Origin of the sequence: Mycobacterium simulans, assembly GCF_900232995.1 — a bacterium.
GTDB classification, from domain to species: Bacteria; Actinomycetota; Actinomycetes; order Mycobacteriales; family Mycobacteriaceae; genus Mycobacterium; species Mycobacterium simulans.
The window spans coordinates 2,479,445-2,498,944 of the sequence record NZ_OCVX01000003.1 but is presented as its reverse complement, the minus strand read 5'-3'; the positions used below and the strand labels follow the sequence as shown (position 1 = coordinate 2,498,944).

General features: G+C 65.4%; 16 protein-coding genes and 2 pseudogenes. 7 read left to right on the top strand and 11 right to left on the bottom strand.

Features of this window, described 5'->3' with window-relative positions; all coding sequences use genetic code 11:
- Positions 1-9: 9 nt before the first annotated feature.
- From MSIMFI_RS30000 to cobF, 4 genes and pseudogenes are all read right to left on the bottom strand, one after another.
- Positions 10-387, bottom strand: coding sequence for a hypothetical protein (locus MSIMFI_RS30000; RefSeq protein ID WP_449869707.1), 378 nt, complete (start codon positions 385-387; stop codon positions 10-12).
- A gap of 265 nt (positions 388-652) precedes the next feature.
- A pseudogene (locus tag MSIMFI_RS29995) lies at positions 653-1,168 on the bottom strand (PE family protein); the annotation flags it as partial.
- A gap of 118 nt (positions 1,169-1,286) precedes the next feature.
- Positions 1,287-2,984, bottom strand: coding sequence for a PE family protein (locus tag MSIMFI_RS12140; RefSeq protein ID WP_191497386.1), 1,698 nt, complete (start codon positions 2,982-2,984; stop codon positions 1,287-1,289).
- 149 nt (positions 2,985-3,133) lie between these two features.
- Positions 3,134-3,892 carry a precorrin-6A synthase (deacetylating) gene (gene cobF, locus MSIMFI_RS12135; RefSeq protein ID WP_191497385.1) on the bottom strand — a complete coding sequence of 253 codons (759 nt, stop codon included), beginning with the start codon at positions 3,890-3,892 and terminating at the stop codon, positions 3,134-3,136.
- Between the two features lie 152 nt (positions 3,893-4,044).
- On the opposite strand from cobF, the gene MSIMFI_RS12130 reads away from it, so the two are divergent.
- From MSIMFI_RS12130 to MSIMFI_RS12115, 4 genes are all read left to right on the top strand, one after another.
- Positions 4,045-4,992, top strand: coding sequence for an AurF N-oxygenase family protein (locus tag MSIMFI_RS12130; protein ID WP_191498156.1), 948 nt, complete (start codon positions 4,045-4,047; stop codon positions 4,990-4,992).
- 188 nt (positions 4,993-5,180) lie between these two features.
- Positions 5,181-6,149, top strand: coding sequence for a DUF4873 domain-containing protein (locus MSIMFI_RS12125; RefSeq protein ID WP_224770258.1), 969 nt, complete (start codon positions 5,181-5,183; stop codon positions 6,147-6,149).
- Between the two features lie 470 nt (positions 6,150-6,619).
- Positions 6,620-7,384 (top strand): STAS domain-containing protein, encoded by a 765-nt coding sequence (locus MSIMFI_RS12120; RefSeq protein WP_191497383.1) that lies wholly within the window; start codon positions 6,620-6,622, stop codon positions 7,382-7,384.
- A gap of 95 nt (positions 7,385-7,479) precedes the next feature.
- Positions 7,480-8,349, top strand: a complete 870-nt coding sequence (locus MSIMFI_RS12115; RefSeq protein ID WP_191497382.1) for an LLM class flavin-dependent oxidoreductase — start codon at positions 7,480-7,482, stop codon at positions 8,347-8,349.
- A gap of 119 nt (positions 8,350-8,468) precedes the next feature.
- On the opposite strand, the gene MSIMFI_RS12110 is transcribed toward MSIMFI_RS12115, so the two are convergent.
- The 3 genes from MSIMFI_RS12110 to MSIMFI_RS12100 form a co-directional block, all read right to left on the bottom strand.
- A complete protein-coding gene (locus tag MSIMFI_RS12110) occupies positions 8,469-9,872 on the bottom strand; it encodes a WS/DGAT/MGAT family O-acyltransferase (protein ID WP_191497381.1) in 1,404 nt (467 codons plus the stop codon).
- Between the two features lie 274 nt (positions 9,873-10,146).
- Complete coding sequence (locus MSIMFI_RS12105; RefSeq protein WP_191497380.1) at positions 10,147-10,845, bottom strand: GAF and ANTAR domain-containing protein; 699 nt, start codon at positions 10,843-10,845, stop codon at positions 10,147-10,149.
- A 171-nt stretch (positions 10,846-11,016) separates the two neighbouring features.
- The gene (locus tag MSIMFI_RS12100; RefSeq protein ID WP_186244432.1) at positions 11,017-11,847 is read right to left on the bottom strand and encodes an enoyl-CoA hydratase/isomerase family protein; all 831 of its coding nucleotides are present in this window, start codon (positions 11,845-11,847) and stop codon (positions 11,017-11,019) included.
- A 75-nt stretch (positions 11,848-11,922) separates the two neighbouring features.
- On the opposite strand from MSIMFI_RS12100, the gene MSIMFI_RS12095 reads away from it, so the two are divergent.
- Positions 11,923-12,840 carry an SAM-dependent methyltransferase gene (locus MSIMFI_RS12095; RefSeq protein WP_191497379.1) on the top strand — a complete coding sequence of 306 codons (918 nt, stop codon included), beginning with the start codon at positions 11,923-11,925 and terminating at the stop codon, positions 12,838-12,840.
- A 395-nt stretch (positions 12,841-13,235) separates the two neighbouring features.
- Here MSIMFI_RS12095 and MSIMFI_RS12090 read toward each other — a convergent pair whose 3' ends face one another.
- Both MSIMFI_RS12090 and MSIMFI_RS12085 read right to left on the bottom strand, forming a co-directional pair.
- Positions 13,236-15,170 carry a fumarylacetoacetate hydrolase family protein gene (locus MSIMFI_RS12090; protein WP_191497378.1) on the bottom strand — a complete coding sequence of 645 codons (1,935 nt, stop codon included), beginning with the start codon at positions 15,168-15,170 and terminating at the stop codon, positions 13,236-13,238.
- A complete protein-coding gene (locus tag MSIMFI_RS12085; RefSeq protein ID WP_191497377.1) occupies positions 15,167-17,443 on the bottom strand; it encodes an ATP-dependent DNA ligase in 2,277 nt (758 codons plus the stop codon). The genes MSIMFI_RS12090 and MSIMFI_RS12085 overlap by 4 nt, the downstream gene beginning before the upstream one ends.
- A 22-nt stretch (positions 17,444-17,465) precedes the next feature.
- Between MSIMFI_RS12085 and MSIMFI_RS12080 the strand changes: the two genes are divergently transcribed.
- Positions 17,466-18,392: a carbohydrate kinase family protein gene (locus MSIMFI_RS12080; protein WP_191497376.1), complete on the top strand. Its 927-nt coding sequence runs from the start codon at positions 17,466-17,468 to the stop codon at positions 18,390-18,392.
- A gap of 63 nt (positions 18,393-18,455) precedes the next feature.
- Here MSIMFI_RS12080 and MSIMFI_RS28035 read toward each other — a convergent pair.
- Positions 18,456-18,591: pseudogene (locus tag MSIMFI_RS28035) on the bottom strand (IS3-like element ISRhosp1 family transposase); the annotation flags it as partial.
- Positions 18,590-18,784, bottom strand: a complete 195-nt coding sequence (locus MSIMFI_RS12075; protein WP_224770162.1) for a hypothetical protein — start codon at positions 18,782-18,784, stop codon at positions 18,590-18,592. The pseudogene MSIMFI_RS28035 and the gene MSIMFI_RS12075, both read right to left, overlap by 2 nt.
- 205 nt (positions 18,785-18,989) lie before the next feature.
- On the opposite strand from MSIMFI_RS12075, the gene MSIMFI_RS12070 reads away from it, so the two are divergent.
- Positions 18,990-19,500 (top strand): PE family protein (locus MSIMFI_RS12070; protein ID WP_191497375.1); only part of this gene is annotated, 511 nt, incomplete at its 3' end.

Below are 19,500 nucleotides of genomic sequence, written 5' to 3'. Positions count from 1 at the left end.
GCCCGGGTGCTAGGCGGGTCCGGTGACCCCTGGCGTACCAAACAGCACCCCGCGGGTACCGCCTACACCGCCCACACCGCCGAAGGCCGCACCGGCGCCGGCTCCGCCGTCGCCGCCGTTGCCGATCAGCTGGGCGTTGCCGCCGGCACCGCCATGGCCACCTATACCGCCGGGCATCGGCGCGGCCCCGGCGGTGCCGGCGTTACCGCCTCGTCCGCCGTTGCCGTAGAAAATCCCGCCGTCGCCACCGTCGCCGCCGTTGCTGATCTGAACCACCTGGCCCGTCGCGGTATTACCGCCGTTGCCGCCGGCGCCGCCGTTGCCCAACAGCAGTGCGTTGCTCCCGAAGCCACCGAAGCCACCGACGCCGGCCTGGCTGGTGTTCACCCCATCGGTGCCACCGTTTCCGCCGTGCCCGCCGGCCCCACCGGCACCACCGTTGCCGATAAACCCGGAGTGACCGCCGGAGCCACCAAATCCCCCGACACCCCCGCTTCCGCTAAAGCTGCCCGGAGTGGCCGTGAAATCGCCCGCGGCGCCGCCCTGCCCGCCGATCCCGCCTACGCCGCCGTTGCCCCAAATCCACCCGGCACACCCCGACGACCACCACGGGTGGCTCCGGCGGCGGCTCCAGTGGTGTAAAAGCGCCGGGACCGGCCCCCCCGTTCCCGCCTTGCCCCCCCGCCCCCGCCGAGCCGCCGTTACCGCCGGGCTGACCGGGCGCGCCGGATCCGCCGTTACCACCGTTGCCGAACAACAACCCACCGGCGCCACCGTTTTGCCCGGTCCCCGGGGCCCCGTCGGTCCCATTGCCGATCAGTGGACGTCCCAACAGCGCCTGGGTCGGCGCATTGATCAGGTCCAGGACCGGCTGCAGAGGCGAAGCACTCGCCGCCTCAGCGGTCGTATACGCGGCGGCACCCGAATTCAACGCCTGCACGAATTGCTGGTGAAACGAAGCCGCCTGAGCGCTCAGCACCTGGTAGCCCTGCGCCTGGGCATTAAACAACGCCGCAACCGCGGCTGACACCTGATCGGCGCCGGCCGCCACCACCCCGGTCGTCGGCGCCGCCGCGGCGGAGCTGGCCTGCGTGATCGACGAACCAATCCGCGCCAAATCGGTTGCTGCGGAAGCCACTAACTCCGGCGAGGCGATCACAAAGGACATCGGACACCTCCGTCCGGCGCATCCGCAGCGACACGCGCCTAGGGCGGATCGTACCCTGATCTAGCTGCCGGTTCGCGGGCTTCGGCAAATTTGTCACGAGACCGACCAGCCGGAACGGCTATGCGGGTCCGTTGCTCCCCCGCTGGCCAAACAGCTGGCCACCGGCGCCGCCGATGCCACCGACCCCACCCTGGCTGGCGCCGGCACCGGCGCCACCGTTGCCGCCGTTGCCGATCAGCTGGGCGTTGCCGCCGTTACCGCCGATGCCATTCGCGGAGGGGGCGTTGAAACCCGCGGGAATGCCGCCGGCGAACCCGCCGTCGCCGCCGTTGCCGTAGAAGTAGCCGCCCGCGCCACCATTGCCGCCGTTGCCGGTCTGGAACACGTCACCCTGGAACGTCCCGCCGTAGTTTCCGGGGAGTCCGGTGTTTCCGCCGTTGCCACCGGCGCCACCACTGCCGAACAGCACGGCGTCCCCGCCGAAGCCGCCGAGCGAACCGGGACCGGCATCCCCGCCATTGTGGCCGCCGTTGCCGCCGTTGCCGCCGTTGCCGCCATTGCCGATCAGGCCGGATTGCCCGCCGCTGCCACCGAAGCCGCCGTAGCCGCCGGAGCCGTTGAACGTTCCCCCTGCGTCAGGGGCCCCGCCTCCGTTGGCCCCGTTGCCACCGACCCCGCCGGCCCCGCCGTTGCCGTAGAGGAAGCCGCCGTTGCCGCCGGTGCCGCCAATGAGGCCACTGCCGCCCTGACCGCCAGCGCTCAGGAGGCCGGCGCTGACCGTCTGACCGGCACCACCCAGGCCTCCGTTGCCACCGGCGCCCCCGTTACCGAATAGTCCAGAGTTGCCGCCGTTACCGCCGGTTGCGGCGAAGCCTCCGCCGTTAGCGCCGGAAACGACGTTGTTGTTGGCCACGAATGACCCGCCGTTCCCGCTGTTGCCGCCGGCACCACCATCGCCATACAGCCACCCGCTGTGGCCCCCGTTGCCGCCGCTGCCGGCTTCTCCGCCATTGCCGGCGCCCTGGCCCGTGGCGCCACCGGTGGCATTGCCGCCGTTGCCGCCGAGACCGCCAACCCCGCCCTGGCCGAAGACCAGGCCACCCCGGCCACCGGCGCCGCCGTTGCCGCCGTTACCGCCATTGAGGCCGCCACCGGCCGGAGTGGCGCCGTTGGCGTTGCTGCCGTTGCCACCGAGGCCCCCCGCGCCGCCCAGCCCGTAGAGCCAGCCGCCGGCACCGCCGTTGCCACCGTTGGCGCCGGCCAGGCCGGCATTGCCGCTTGCAACCGTCGCGGCGTTACCACCGGCACCGCCACTGCCGCCGTTGCCCCACAGCCCCGCCGACCCGCCGGCGCCGCCGTTCTGGCCCGGCGCCCCGGAGCCGCCGTTGCCGCCATTGCCGTACAACCACCCGCCATCGCCGCCAGCTGCTCCGGTCCAGGGGGCCCCATTGGCGCCGTTGCCGATCAACGGACGCCCGGTCAGCGCCAGCACCGGGTCGGTGAGGAAGGCCTGGGCCTGTTGCATTGGCGATGCGTTGAGTGCCTCGGCATTGGCGTACTGCGCCGCACCGGAATTCATGAGCTGAACAATCTGGCTGTGGAACATCGACGCCTGCGCGCTAAGCGCTTGATAGGCCTGGGCGTGGGCGCCGAATAGCGCGGAAAGCGCCACTGAGACCTCGTCGGCGCCAGCGGCCAGCACGGCGGTTGTCGGGAAGGCCGCTGCGGCGTTAGCCGAGCTGATTGTTGAACCAATCCCAGCCAGATCGCCGGCCGCTGCCTCCAAATATTCGGTGGCGGCGATCACCCACGACATCTACAACCTCCCGACAACCTCGGCGGCTTGACTAGCTGCGAGTGACCCACGACACAATTACTCATTCGGGAGCAGATGTTAACGCGTTACGACGGTTAGTCCCGCGCTTCGGAAAAATTTGTACTGCCGTATCAAAATTGCCGCGCTATTCAGCGTGTCGCGCCCCGCAATAAGTAGGTATCCATGATCCAGCCGTGGCGCGCTCTGGCGTCGGCACGCAGCGCCGCGATGCGCGGCCCGACGTCCCCGACGGTGCCGGAGATCAGCAGCTCATCCTCGGTTCCGAGATAGGCACCCCACCAGATGCGAGTGTCCGGCGGGCACGCCTGAAACGAGCAGTCGGCATCGAGCATGACCACCGCCGAGCCAGACACACCGTGCGCGCGCAGTTGCCTACCCGTTGTGATGAGAACCGGTTCGCCGACATCGTTGAGCGGGATGCGGTGCCGAGCGGTTAGCGCTTGCACCGCGGTGATACCCGGAATCACGTCGTAGCTGATATCCGCCTCGGCTGCCACGGCGTCGAGGATGCGTAGCGTGCTGTCGTACAGCGACGGGTCACCCCAGGCCAGAAACGCGCCCACCCCATCGGGCCCGAGTTCGTCGGAGATGGCCTTCGCCCAGATCCGGGCGCGCGCCGCGTGCCAATCGGAAACCGCTTTGCGGTAGTCGCCATCACGCGATCGCTGCGGGTCAGGCAGCTCGACAAATCGGTATCCGGGCTCGCGGATGAACCGCGCACAGATCGCCCGGCGCAGCGCCACCAGGTCGTCCTTCGCGTCTCCTTTGTTCCGGCCCTTGTCCATCGCGAAGAACACTTGGGTGTCGTTGAGCGCCTTGATGGCTTGGAGCGTCATGTACTCGGGGTCCCCCACGCCGATGCCGATCACGTGGATGCGCCGACTCACCGCGCCAGTCAACCGAATTGAAACCTCAAAGATCTAGTCGGGACCCCAAGTACCCGATACCATGGGTACCGACTGCGAATTCCCTCCCCTCTGAAACACCTGATGAAGGGATGTCAACGATGACTCGCGCCAAGACGATGCAGAGCGAAGCGATGAGGTGGGGGTACCTCCCGCTTGCGGGGGAAAGCGGCGCCACAACCTCAGCGGTGAAGCCTGGTGGGCCGAGTCGTGAAGAATTCTCCGAGCGTCTGCTCAAAGGCTCGGTCAAAAAATCCTACGAACCCATAGTCGACATCGACTGGGACGCCCCGCTCGACCCGGACAAGTTCTACCTACCGGCCAAGCTGGTGTCGCTGTACGGGACCCCGATGTGGGACGAGATGACCCGCGAACAACAAATTGAGCTGTCCCGCCAGGAATTGGTCAACACGCTCTCGGCCGGGATCTGGTTCGAGAACATGCTCAATCAATCATTGCTGCGCACCATCCTGCATGAAGACCCCACCAGCCGGTCGACGCATTACAAGCTGACCGAGTTGGGCGACGAAACTCGCCACATGGTCATGTTCGGCAAAGCCATCGAACGCATCGGCGCCAAGCCGGTACGCCCGCGGCGCATCCACCGGTGGATCATCAACGCACTTCCGCTGGCATTCCAGCGGGGCTCGATGCTGTGGGTGGCGGCCCTGATCGGCGAGGAGATCTTCGACTCGCTGCAACGACAGATGATGGACGACCCGGAACTGCAGCCAATTATCCAGCGGCTCATGCGGATTCACGTCACCGAAGAGGCCCGCCACATTCAGTTCGCTCGTGATGGCGCGCGCAAACGGGTGGCCGAAATGCCTCGGATCAACCGCTGGTTCATGGCCAACATCAACGGCCTCGGCGGGTACTTCTTCCGCTACCTGTTCAGCAACCCGATCCCGTATGCGCGCACGGGTCTGGACCCACGGCGGGCCCGCGCCACAGCCCGCAACAGCCCACACCGTCACCAAATGCAGATAGCCGGATTCGCGCCGCTGGCAGCGTTTTTGACCGAAGTGGGCCTGATGGGACCGATCGCCCGCCGCGGCTGGAAACGCAGCAAGTTTCTGTGACCGATTCGCCTCGTCACATCGTCATTGTTGGCGCTCGGGAAACCGCCGGGCCGCTGGCTGCCGACCTGGTGCTCGCCAACCGTGATGTCCTTGGTTCGGCGTTCGACGACGCGACCGACACTTGGGTGCTGACCACGTCCGGCGGCGAGACTGTGCGCGCTCGTGTCGTCATCGCCACCAAGCCTGCGGTGTACGTTCCGTGGATACCGGACATCCCCGGCGTCTTTGCGGGCGAATCATTTCACGCGGCGGCGTGGGACCCTGATTTCGATCCGGCCGACAAGCGCATTGCGGTCATCGGCACCGACGCCGCGGTCGGTCACCGCATCGGCCGGCTGGTCGAATCGGCAAGATCGGTAGCCGCGTTCGCGTACGCACCACGTCGGTTTGTCACCGAAGTGTCGCTGCCGACAACGCGCGCCAAACGCTGGTTGCGCCGCCACGTGCGACGTGAGCGGCCGCCGGCGCTTCACCTGGTGCGGTCGGCGATCGACGCGATGACCTCCTCGGGTGTCCGCGCCAGCGATGGTGTCGAACACCGCGTCGACGCCATCGTTTACGGCACCGGATACACGGTCGGCGACCAGGCGCTGGTCGGCTCCGGCGGACTGACCATCCGACAGGCCTGGGCCGACGGCATGGAGCCATTTTTCGGGGTGGCCGTTCACGGCTTTCCCAACTACTTCTTCATCACCGGGCCCGATATCGGCGCGCAGGCGCGCTACATCGTTAAGTGCATGGAGCTGATGGGACGCACCGCCAGCACCCGCATGGAGGTGCGCCGCAGCAGCCAGCACGTGTTCAATGAGCGCGCCCAACTCGAACCCGCGGAGCCCCAACCGGTGGCATCCGCGTTCGACCTGTCAGCCAGCGCACCCGAGGACGATGACACCTACGACGGCGCGGCGACGCTGGAGATAGCCGGCATCCGCCAGTCGGTGCGCGTCCGCCTTGCCGGTCACCTCGACCCCATCGACGGCAACTACCACTGGCAAGGCACGGTTTTCGATCAACTACCTCAAGTCAAGCAAGCACGGGCGGCCACATTATCGGTAGGCGAGCACAGCGCGCCTGCGCGCATCATCGAAGAAACGCCGTGGGGCACGCATTCGGTGGCGGGTGTGGGCACGCCACCTTACGCGCGGCGCTGCCCGTGATGGGCTCGATGCGCGAATTTGCGGGCTTTGCCCATTGGAATCCGGCTAGGCTGGGTATCTCCTAGACAAGTGGTTGGCCTCGCGCGTTAAGTGGGTAACCAGGCTGGGTGGCGCGTGCTGTAGCAGACGGCAAACAAGCGAGAACGGTAGTTTCGGCGTGGTGGCGGTCGGTGCTTCGGACGGGCGAGGTCGGGACGTCTACCCGACCTGCGTCCAGCTTGCAGCGCCATCAGGGATTCCTGCGATGCCCCGCACTCCACGTGCACAAGGCGGGGCCATTATCCGAAGATAGGGATTCGACCGCCTGAAGCCTGAAGAAGGCTATGTAGGCGGCATCCTCAGCAATTGGCGGGGCAAGAGTTCGAGGAGCAGGAGATGGAGCCGGACGACCGGACAGAACTGGCACGCCGGTTCATGACGTCTCGCCGTTTTGCACTGGGTGAAGCCTCGGATGTACAGGGGTGGCGTAAGTGAGCGCGGTAGCCAACTCACCAAGCTCGTTAGCCATTGAGGAGCGGACTGAGCACTCGGTCGTCTGCCTGACGGCCGAGGGTGTACTCGACGCAAACAACTCCGCGGAGCTGCGTGACAGCGTTACGAAGGCAACGGTCGACACGCCGTCCGCCGTGATCGTCGACGTCACCGCACTTCAAGTCCCCGATGAAGCCGTATGGTCGGTCTTCATCAGCGCCCGCTGGCAGGCCGATACCCGCCCGGAGGTTCCGATCCTGCTGGTCTGCGGTAGTCGAGCCGCGCGTGAGGCAATTACCCGCAGCGGGGTCGCCCGCTTCATGCCCGTGTATACAACCGAGAAATCGGCGATAAAGGGCCTCGGTAAACTCGCGCGTCGCGGCTTCCGACATGCCCAGACCCAACTACCCGCCAACCTGACCAGCCTTCGCGAGTCGCGCCGACTCGTCCGCGAGTGGCTCACCGACTGGTCGAAACCCAGGCTGATCCCGGTCGCGTTGGTAGTGGTCAACGTGTTCGTGGAAAACGTGCTGGAACACACCGGCAGCGATCCGGTGATGCGGCTCGAATGCGACGGTCCAACAGCAACAATCGGGGTTTCCGACGGCAGCGGAGCGCCCGCGGTGCGGTTGCCGTCGCCCCCGAAGGGAATCGACGTGTCCGGCCTGGCCATCGTTGAGGCATTGTCCCGTGCGTGGGGCAGCACTCCCACGGCGTCAGGCAAGACGGTCTGGGCCATCATCGGCCCCGAAAACCAGCTCTAAGCCGCAGCGGCGACATCGAGTGTGCGCTAGCGGCTTGCGCGTGTATTCAGGGCGGGAATTTTGCGATTCACCCGCCCTCGGCTCACACTCAACGCGTGCGGTTCACCTACGCGGAGGCAATGACCGACCCGGCGTTCTACATTCCGCTGGCCCAGGCGGCCGAGGCCGCCGGTTACCACAGCATGACGATCGCCGACAGCCTCGCCTATCCCTTTGAGTCCGACTCGAAGTACCCGTACACGCCGGACGGCAACCGCGAATTTCTGGACGGCAAGGAAATCATCGAAGCCATTGTCCTGACAGCGGCGTTGGGTGCGGTGACAACGACACTGCGGTTCAACTTCTTTGTCCTCAAGCTCCCCGTCCGGCCGCCGGCGCTGGTGGCCAAGCAGGTGGGTTCGCTGGCCTCGCTGATCGGCAACCGGGTGGGTCTCGGCGTGGGCACCAGTCCGTGGCCGGAGGACTACGAGTTGATGGGAATCCCATTCGCTAAGCGCGGCAAGCGGATTGACGAATGTATCGAGATTGTGAGAGGCCTCACCACCGGAGATTACTTCGAATTCCATGGCGAGTTCTACGACATCCCGAGAACCAAGATGACCCCGGCTCCGAGCAAGCCGATCCCGATACTGGTTGGCGGCCACGCCGATGCCGCACTACGTCGCGCCGCGCGCCTGGACGGCTGGATGCACGGCGGCGGTAGCGACCCCGAGGAACTCGACCGACTCATCGCCCGGGTCAAGCACTTTCGCGAGGAAGAGGGCAAGACCGGACCGTTCGAGATCCACGCGATCTCGATGGACAGCTACACCGTGGACGGCATCAAACGGCTCGAGGACAACGGCGTTACCGACGTCATCGTTGGCTTTCGGATTCCCTACATCAAGGGACCGGACACCGAGCCGCTGGAGAAGAAGATTCGTCACCTGGAGAAGTACGCCAACAAGGTGATCTCGAAATGCTAGATCCGACCGCACTACAATCGCCGGCGCCGGCCGATGCCATAACTCGGAACAGGTTGACCTGCAGCGACTTCCGGCCAATGGGGCAGTAATGGCACACTTTCGTCGACGGAAGTCCCGTCCTAATTCCACGGTCCGATGGCGTCTTCGAGCAGCTCGAGTTCGCGAGCAAGCTGATCGGTGAGCGTGCTCATTGCGGGGACGACGCGGCGACAGCTGATCAAGCCGAAGGCGATCTGGTCATTGGTGCTGGTGCAGGTGATGTTCAATGCCTGACCGTCGACAGGGATCGACATCGGGTAGAGCGCGTCCAGGTGGGCGCCGTTCCAGTACAGCGGGCCACGCGGACCGGGCACGTTGGAGATCATCACGTTCGGCGGGCGCAGGGGCCCGGGGGCGTGTCCCAGCGTCATGGCAAGTGCCAGCGGGGCAGCGCCGAGTGCGCTCATCGCGATCACCTGCTCGCGGCTGCGGCCGGCGATCGCGGCCTTACCCTCCCGCATGCTGGCCCGCACGGCCGACAGGCGCTCGGCCGGATCGGCTAGGTGCGTGGCCAGCGAGCACATCAAGGTCCCGATCTTATTGCCGGGAACCCCATGCATCACGTCGACGGCGTCGGCGCCGCGCAGCGACACGGGCACCATCGCTGTCAGCGGCGCGACCGGCAGCGCCCTGCGGGTGATCAGGTAACTGCGCAACGCACCAGCACACATGGCCAGCACGACGTCATTGATGGTGGCATCAGCACGCTTCGCAACCAATCTCAGCCGCTCGATCGGGAATGTGCAGCCCGCGAAAGATCGGGCACTGTCGATCGGCACGTTCAGTGGGGTGTGTGGTGCGGCCAGCGTCAGCGGACCGCCACGGCGGCGCGCAGCCCGCCACGCGGTGTCCGCTAGCGCAGGCGCCATGCCCGCAAGCACCCCAGCCGCGCCAAGCACTGCTCGGGCCAGCGTCAGCGGGCCCGCCGGGGCCCAAGGTGCCGCCGTATCCGACGTTCGTGCCTGTTCGCCCACCTCCCACAGTGCAGGCATCCCACGCCGATCGGGGTCCGCGCTGACGGTCTGTTGTAGAAGCCGCATCGCCGAGACGCCATCCGCCAGCGCATGGTGGGTTTTGATATACATCGCGTACTGCCCGTGGGGCAGGCCCTCGATCAAATGCAACTGCCAAAGTGGGCGGGAGCGATCCAGCATCCCAGCGTGCAATTGCGAAACCAGCTCCCACAGCGCAGCCAGGCCGGCTCGCCGCGGCAAAGCGCTGAGCTGCACGTGGTAGTCCAAATCGACCTCAGCCTCGGTGCGCCAATACCACTGCCCCAGAGAGGTCAGCGAGCGGTGCGGACGTCGTCGCCACAGCGACGCCACTTGGTTACGCGCCAACGCGGTGGCGAACATATCGCGCACGTAGCGTTCGTCGGCGCTCTCCGGTCGGCTCAGTAGCGCCAGCGCACCCACATGCATCGGCCGCTGCGGCGTCTCAGCAAAGAGAAACATCGCATCGGCTGCAGACATGGGAAAAAGCATGAGCGGCAGACCCTTTCAGGGGCGGCCGAAACGCCCCCGCCGCGGAAGGCCGTTCCACAAGAACGTGTCGGATGCTGACTACCGCCGGGACTGGACGGCCAAACACTCCGAAAAAGGGCTGGGTACTTCGGTCACATTAGCCACCGCAATGAGTACTCGCAACCGCCGGGCTGGCTCAATTTAAAACCCGCGCTTGGCTAGCCGGTATCAGAACGCAGCCATTCCCGGCGCCGCTGCGCAATTTGTGCGGCAACGCGCCTCGCGCGCAGCACGGTCATCGGCGCGGAGGCTTGTCCTCGATGAGACGGAGCGCGATCTCGACAACGGCCGTATTCGAGTTCTGCGACAACTGCGAGAGCATCGCGAATGCGCGAACGGCGTCGATATTGAAGCGTTCCATCAGTATGCCCTTAGCCTGACCGATGAGGTCGCGGGAAGCGAGTGCGCTGCGGAGTTGCTGGTCGTGGCGCAGCATGTTCCACGCCATTGCGGCATGAGTAGCCATAATCAACGCCATCTCCACCGATTCGGCGTCGAACGCATGGGGACGCGAAGCATAAAAGTTGAGCGCACCCATGCTGTGGCGGTTGACGAACAACGGGATCGTCATGATTGACCGGATCGGCGTTTCGTCGGCAACGTCGCGGCAATAGGCCGGCCAGCGCTGTTCGGCGGTCACGTCGTCGATGCGGATGACCTGGCCCTCCCATGTGTCGGTGCCGCACATGTCCTTATGACGTTGCTGAATTTCGCCCAACAGGATCGGGTACCCGGCACTTGCCCACACCGTCCGCACCCCGTCACGGCTGCCCATCGTGAGTGCAGCATGCTCAGCACCGGGTACGGATTTAACGGTGGTGTCAAGCAGATTGCCGAGCGTCGTGTCGATGTCATCGGTGGGCTGGTGCGCCTGGAGATTTCGCGCCAATTCGGCGACCCGGAGAGCAATTGCGTGCGCGTGACTCGCTGTCATTGTGGTCTTCTCCGATCGAGCGCCGATGGAGGCCACCTTATTTTTCACACCAAGTGGTGTTGCTCGCAAGGGTTGTGGGGTCCAACGCGAAACACGTTCTACCGTTTCAGGCCAGATTCAGACCCGACCTATCATTTTCCGTTGGTCAACGTTGTCGCGAAAGTCTTGACCTCACAAAGGATCCCACTTTGGGGCACGCTTCTCCCGGTGCGCCTTGGCTGCCTCGGCTGGATTATTGGTGAAGCCGGTGAGCAGCTGAGTGCGGTTCTCAATCTCTATGGCGTGCCGCAAGCTCGGCGCATCCAACGCAGCATTGAGACCAATCTTGGTCTGCCACACGCCGAAAGCGTTGTTTTCGACGATCTCGCGGGCCTTGGCCAGGGACGCCGCAAGCAGGTCGTCGGGCGCAACCACCTTGTGTACCAGCCTGATGCGATAAGCCTCGGCCGCATCGATGATGCGACCGGTCAGCATGAGTTCCCGCGCCGCTCCCGCGCCGACGATCTTCGGCAACAGGTAACTGGTCCCCATGTCCATCGACGAGAATCCGGCCTTTATGAACACCGATCCGAATCGGGCGTGTTCGGACGCGATCCGGATGTCGGAGTGCAATGCGAACGCCAGTCCGCCTCCGACGGCCACACCGTTGACCGCGGCGATCACCGGTATGGGCAGCTCGTAGAGCCGGACATATTGGTCGGCCAGCCGTACCTGGGCGTCGTAATTGGTCTTGTACGCCGGGGTTGCCCGGTCGACCCTGGACGTGGGCTGGACCCAGGGTTTGCCGGTGCCGCTTATATCGGCGCCGGCGCAGAATCCCCGTCCGGCGCCGGTGAGGATCGCTACCCGGAAATCGCCTCCGCTGAGCGCATCCAACGCGTCGTCCATGGCATCGATCAGCGATCCATCGATCGCGTTCAGGCGCTCAGGCCGGTTCAGGGTGACCAGGGCAATGCCTTGTTCGACGGCTGCAAATTCCACGGGGCGTTGTCCTGAAGGCATATCCGCACGGTACAGCGGACATTAAGGAACCCGGCCTAACGTGGATGCGGCCGGGACAAGTCCAAAGGAGTAACCATGGCACGAACCGATGACGACACGTGGGACCTGGCTAACAGCGTGGGAGCCACTGCCACCATGGTCGCGGCAGCCCGAGCGGCCGCAAGCCGGCGTCCTCGGCCGGTCATCAACGACCCGTTCGCCGAGCCACTGGTGCGCGCGGTCGGGCTGGACCTGTTCACCCGGTTGGCCAGCGGCGCGTTGGATCCCGTCGACCTCGACGGAAATCTGGGTTTCCCCAGGATGATCGATACGTTCGCGGCCCGCGCAGTGTTCTTCGACGACTATTTCGCCGAGGCCGGCACGGCGGGAGTGCAGCAGGTCGTCATCGTGGCTTCCGGCCTGGATTCTCTTCCGTACCGCCTGACCTGGCCGGCCGGGACAACGGTGTACGAGATCGACCAGCCTCAGGTGATCGAGTTCAAGACCTCGACGCTGTCGAAACTTGGCGCTGTGTCCAACGCCGAGCACCGCGCCGTCGGGATCGATCTCCGCGACGACTGGCCGACGGCGTTGCTCGGCGCCGGCTTCGATGCCGACCAACCGACCGCATGGCTCGCCGAGGGGGTGCTGATCGGTTTTCTGCCGCAAGAAGCCGAAGTTCGATTGTTGGACAACATCGTCTCGCTCAGTGGTGACGGAAGCCGGCTGGCGGCTGACTATGGACAGGTCGCGGGTCAGTCCGAGGAGGCCCAACAGCAGGCCCGGGCAATGACCGACCGGTGGCGCGACCTCGGCTTGGACCTCGACATCGCCGCCCTGACCTACCCTGGTGAACACACCGACGTCGCAGCCTATCTGTGGGCGCATGGGTGGCAGACGGTCACGTCCGATCTCGAGGAGATCTTTACGGCTGCCGGGCTGCCCCCGCTGGGGGATGCCGGCCAACAGGCCCCTGCCAATTCGATTGGCTTTGTCCGAGCATCGCTCGGGTAGTCGCCAGCGCCGCTAGAGCGGCTAGGAGCGTTGCTAGTACCACGTTGGCAGCGATCGGCATGCCGATCACGTTGATAAGTCCCTGAACCGGGTCACCGCTGGCCATTTGCGAGATCCCGCTTAGGAACAGGTTGACGCCCTAGGACGGCAGCGATGTTACGCGGTCGCGATATTGACTGTCGGCTGCACTTTCGCGAAGGCGCTCGTAAAGTCAGTGGGCAAGGCGCCTAACGCCGACAACGGATTCGATTAAGGAACCGCAGTATCCGCCCCTGGCAGAGCAGGTCTCGTGGTGCCCGCCTCGCATCGACAAACGCTCGTCCGTCGCAGATAGGTGGGCAATTTGGGTGCCACCCAACGGAGAGACTCCTAATTGCGGATGTGGCCGCGGACAGTCACGCCGAGCGTTTTGCCAACCACTCCGCCTGCATCACCATCAGCCCGAACAGCTCCGGCATCGGGGTGTCGGGGTCGAGTTCGCGATAACACTGATAGATGTTGACGACGACGCGTTCGGAGTCCAGCCAGCTCGCGTATTCGCCGAGATCGACGGTGTCGACGGCCTCCGCGAACGACAGCCCATTGTGGTAGGCCACCTCGGCCTGCTCGGCAACGTGAACGAGATAGCCACGCACAGCGCGTATTCCATCCGGATCGGTAACCGGGCCATGACCCGGGATCACCGTTGGCGTGTCCAGCGCGATCATCGCATCGCACGCCGCAACCCAGTTGGCGATCGGCCCGGCCCACACAATCGGTGTGCAGCCGATGAACAGCAGATCCCCGGCGAACAGCACACCGGCGTCGGGCACATGCACCACCGAATCGGCGGCGGTGTGCGCCGGACCGAGGTTGTGCAGATCGACTCGCCTGCCGCCAACCTCGATGGTCAGGTCACGGTCGAATGTCATATCGGCGTTGCGCACCGTGATGCCGCTGAAGTCGAAGTGCCCGAAGCGGTCTCGCGCATATCGAGTCGCGACGGGGCCCAGGTCTGCGATCTGGGTGCGGGCCAGCATCTCCGGGCCGGCGCCGTGCTCGATCTCCTCCGCGGTGCCCTCGGCGGCGATGACCCGGACCGAGTTGTCCAGCAGTTGATTGCCGTGGGTGTGGTCGCCGTTGGAATGAGTGATCAGGGCGTCGGTAATGGGCGAGCGCTCGGTGATGGGTCGCATCGCGGCCAGCATTTCCCGGGTCAGCGCCAGGTCGAACAACGTGTCCACGAGAAGCGATGCGCCGTCACCTGCGACTAGACCCGCATTGCTCCAACCGTATCCCCCGTCCGGCAGCGTCCACGCCCACACTCGGTCGCCGACCTCGTGCAGCCCACGGGTGTAGGGCACCCGCGCCGGCGCCCGGTTGGCACGGGGCCGGGGTGGTTGCGCATCCGGATTCGGCCGGGGGGCCAACGGAATGGGCGCTTCGCTCCCACGAACCGTCTGGCGCGTCTCCCCGAGACCCTCGACCTTGAGGGTCACGACGTCACCGTCGCGCAACCAGCCCGGAAACGACTCGGCGTCCCTCAGATGCTCGACAAGCGTACAGGTGGGCACCGTGCCGGAGCCGAATACGTCACCGGGGTTCAGGCTCACGCCCCGCGAGGCGTAGGAAATGACTTCACCGAAAGTCCAGTCCATCGCCCCGGTAGACCCCGAGCCGATCACGGTCTCGTTGACCAGCGCGGTCACCGGCAGGCTCAGCTTGCCGTCACGCCGGTAGGGCTCCAGCTCATCCGGGGTGACGAGATACGGGCCCAGCGTAACTCCGCTGTCCTTGCCCTTGGCCTGTCCGATCCGCAGCTGCCCCTCCAGCATCTGCAGGTCACGTGCGGACCAGTCATTAAAGATCATGTAACCGATGATCGACCGTTCCGCTTGCTCGACCGACAGGTTCTTGCCGGCGGCTCCGATGACGGCCGCAATCTCCAATTCGAAGTCCTGCCAAGCACTTCCGGGAGCGGTCGGCGCATCATCGTAGGGACCCAAAACGGTTGCCGGACATGCGAAGTAGAACGCCGGGATGCGGTACCAGGTGTCCATGAGCACCCGGCCCGCTCCCATCGCCTCCTGACAATTGCGCATGTGATCCAGAAAGCACAGCGAATCACGGATTGACGGCGGGCGCGGGATCGGCGCCGCCAGCGACACTTCATCGAGACGAACCGCCGCCGCAGGCGACCGCAATACCTCCTCGCCCGCTGCGCGCAGACCGTCGGCGCCGCGCCCAATCAGATCAAGCAGTGTCACTCCGGAGGGTGTGGCATAGATCCGGTCACCGGAGAGCACTCCGCAGCGATCCCCCTGGTCGCTTCGATATGTCACCCACTTCATTCGCGCACCACCTCGCTCGGCTTCTTATCCGGCCGCAGCCCACGCCAGCTCGATTGGCGCAGCCGGTTGTCCGGGGTCCACTCGCTGTAGCGCACCTCCCCGACCAACGTCGGCTTCACGAACGTCACACCCTTGGTCTCGTTCGCGGGAAGTGAAGCGCCGAAGGGAGATTCATCGGTGTGCAGCGGGGCCAGCGTCTTCTTCAGGTTGGCCAAGTCACGTTCGGTGAAGCCGGTGCCGACCCGCCCGGCGAACTGCAATCCGTCGGGGCCCGGAATGCCCATCAGCAGTGCTCCGATGCCGCTGCTGCGCCCGCCTTCCCCCACCCGCCAGCCGCCGATGACGACTTCTTGGGTGTTCCAGTGCTTGTCCTTGATCCACGACGCCGAGCGTCGGCCCGGCTGATAACTCGAGTCGCGTCTCTTGGCGACCACACCCTCCCAGCCGTGCTTGCGTGAATACTCCAGCGCCTCCGTGCCATCCCCGGGCGCGAGCTCGGGAACGATGAGATCGCCTGCACTGCCCAGGGTTTCCAGCAACTTGCGCCGGTCTTGGTAGCGGGCTCGCAGCAGCGAGCGGCCATCCAGGTAGAGCAGGTCGAACGCCCAGAACTCGATGCGGGTGGCGCGGACGCGGTTCTGCATCTCATTGAAGCTGGGCACTCCGGACTGGTTGAGCGCGACCACTTCGCCGTCGATCACCACATGGTGATCGACGAGATCTGCTGCCAGCGACTGCAATTGGGGATACTCCGCGGTGACATCGCGTCCGCTGCGTGATCGCAGCCGCAGCACGCCGTGGTCGGCGTCCACCAACAGCCGATAGCCGTCCCACTTGCCCTCGAACGCCCACTGCCCCGCCTTGAGCCCCGCAACCGAACCGTGCGTGGCGAACATCGGCGCGAGCGTGTCGAACTCGAAAACCTTCTGGTCCTTCATCCGGTGCGCCAGCCACTGGTCGCCACTGGTCTGGATCAGCGCATAGCGCCCGGAGATTCGATTGCCGTGCAGGTTGACGATTACTTCCCCGTTTTCGGCAGAGTCGTTGAACTTCTCGGCCTCGTAGGTCCCGGCGTCCCAGATGACCACCTTGCCGGCGCCGTATTCGCCCCTGGGGATGGTGCCCTCGAAGGTGCCGTATTCCAGCGGATGATCCTCGGTGTGTACCGCCAGATGGTTCACCGACGTGGTCTCGGGCAGGTTCTTCGGCACCGCCCACGACACGAGCACTCCGTCCCTTTCCAGCCGGAAGTCATAGTGCAGGCGACGGGCGTGATGCTCCTGGATGACGAACGTATTGTTCTGCCCAACAGCTGGTTTCGCGCTCGGCACCGGCTCGGGAGTCTTCGACGCATCGCGCATGCTGCGGTATTTGGTCAGGCGGTCGCGGCTGGGCAGGTCGGCATCCAGGGGTGCGAGCAGGTCCCCGTCGCGGGCAACCCGGTCCAGCACCTCGTCGTAGCGCAGCTGCCGCAGGCGTTTGTCGTCGAGTTCGTCCCAGGTGCGCGGTGCCGCGACAGTCGGGTACTGCCGGCCACGCATTGAGTACGGCGCGATGGTGGTCTTCGACCCATTGTTTTGGCTCCAGTCCAAAAACACCTTCCCCGCCCGCACGCTCTTGGTCATGGCCGACGTGACCAACTTGGGCATGGACTGTTCCAGTTGCTGCGCAACGCGTTTGGCCAACACGGTGGCACCGGAGCTGCTCACCGGTTCGTTGAGCGGGGCGTAGAGGTGCAGGCCCTTGCTACCGCTGGTGAGCGGGAAGGTGGTCAGCCCGATATCGGCCATCAGATCCCGGACCTCACGGGCCACCTCGGCCAGCTTGGCCATGGTCACGCCCTCACCTGGGTCGAGATCGAACACCAATCGCGTTGCCGGGCCGGGCTTCAGGCTTTCGCCGCTTCGTGTCCACTCCGCGACGAACCGCCATTGCGGCACGTGCACCTCCAACGCCGCCTGCTGGGCGATCCAGGCCAGCCCCGTCGTGCTGTCGATGATCGGATAGGTCGTGGTACCGGACCGGTGGGTGATGCTGGCGCGCGGCAGCCAGTCCGGCGCCGACGACGCCAATTGCTTTTCGAAGAACGAATCCTGGTCGACGCCGTTGGGCCAGCGCTTGCGTGTCGCCGGGCGCCCGGCGATGTGCGGCACCATCACCTCGGCGATCCGGGTGTAGTAGTCGAAGATGTCTTGCTTTGTGGTACCGGTCGCTGGGTAGAGCACCTTGTCGGCGTTGGTGAGCTTCACCCGCTGCTCTGCCGACGAACCCATATTGTCAACGTAACCTGTCCGCATGGGGCGTGGACTGGTGATCGGTGAAGCGCTGATCGATATCGTCCAGACCCGAGCCACCGCCGAGCATGTCGGCGGGAGTCCGTTGAATGTCGCCGTCGGCCTGGCCAGGCTGGGCCGCGACATCGATTTCCTCACGCACATCGCTAACGACGTGCACGGCCAACGAATCGGTGACTACATCAAAGCCTCTGGGGCACAGCTTGTTCCGGGAAGCAACGCGGCCGCCCGGACGCCCACCGCGGTTGCGACGATTGCCGAAGACGGGTCGGCCAGCTATGAGTTCAACCTGGACTGGCAGCTCTCCGGGATACCGCCCGTTCCGCCGCCGCTTTTCGTGCACACCGGATCCATCGCCGCCGTACGTGAACCGGGATGCTTGGCCGTCGCGGCCCTGCTGGACGCCTATCGAGTGTCGGCCACAGTCACGTTCGATCCCAATGTGCGTCCCTCGCTGATCGTCGACCGAGATCTGGCCCGGGAACGCATCGAGAACCTCGTCGAACGCAGCGACATCGTCAAGGCTAGCGACGAGGACCTGGGGTGGATCGATCCCAACCACAGCCCCGAGCACACCGCACGCACCTGGTTGGCGTCGGGGCCGGCAATCGTGGCGCTGACCATGGGCGATCGGGGTGCGGTAGCGTTCTGCGCGGCCGGCGAGGCACGGGTGGCCGCAAGGCCGGTTCGGGTGGTGGACACCGTCGGCGCCGGCGACGCGTTCATGGTCGGTCTGCTCGACAGGCTATGGGAGCTGGGCTTGATGGGCGCCACCCAGCGAGCTGACCTGCAGCGCATTGGGCTGGACGCGTTGACGTCCGCCCTGGATGCGGCGTGCTTGTCCGCGGCCTTCACCGTCGCCCGCGTCGGTGCCGATCTAGCGGATCGAGCCGCCCTCGACACCGCAGCGCGTACGCATAAGAGCTGATTGCCCCGAAACGCGTTTGCGCTCGCCTTTTTCGGCGGTTAGCGGACGCACGCTGCAGGCAGTCCCGATCAGGATGCAGGATCACACCCGGACAGCGGCCGCCGCGCACGAACACCGCCCGCTCGACCGCGAGGGTGACCAGCTCGGTGCGCATGTGGTCAGCGACTGCTCAGCCCAGCACCCGCCGCGAATGCTCGTCACGGATCGCGCACAAGTGCATATCTCCGATGTTTGTGTCGCCGCGTCAGATTCGTGACCTTGTCGGTGATGGACATGAGCGCCTTCTTCGGCGGCCAGGTGTAGACGTCGTGCTTGGTCGTGCCCTTGTTGACCTGCCGCTGGATGCCGAAGCCGAGGAACTCGTACCCCTCGTCGATGTGGCAGTCGATCATGCAATGTGAAAATGGGGTACATATCCGGCCACCCAAGCGCGCGGGCCTGGCGAACCTCGGCACCTGTGCCGAAGTCCCCAGCCCGGCTGTTACCGAAGGTGGCCTGAAAATTCACGAAGACCGTCATGGTTTCGCGGCGCTTTAGTAGCATGGCAGGCGTTTGCTTTGCCCGGCGCGTCTGACGAATGGGACGGTCACGGCTCATGTGATTGTGGTTGCGGATGCGGTGGCTGCGGCGGGGTTGCGGGTCGCCGATATTGGTGGGGCGGTGAGTGTGGCTAATGCGGCCGCGGTGGTGCCGATCACTGAGGTGGTGGCCGCGGCTGAGGATGAGGTGTCGGCGGCAATTGCCGCCTTGTTCGCGGGCCATGGGCATGCCTATCAGTCGGTCAGTGCGCAGGCGGCGGCGTTTCATGGGCGGTTTGTGCAGGCGTTGACGGCTGCCGGGGCGGCTTATGGGGCCGCGGAGGCGACCAATGTGTCGCCGCTGCAGGCCCTTGAGCGTGACATTTTGGCGGTGATTAATGCCCCGACGGAGTGGTTGTTTGGTCGGCCGTTGATAGGTGATGGCGCTAACGGGTCGACCCCGGGTGCGGCTGGTGAGGCGGGCGGGTTTTTGATCGGCAAAGGGGGGGAAGGGGGCGGCGGGGCGAAAGGGGGGGGCCCCGGGGGGGCGGGGTCTTATAAAAAAATCCGGGGCCACGAGAGAGGGGGAA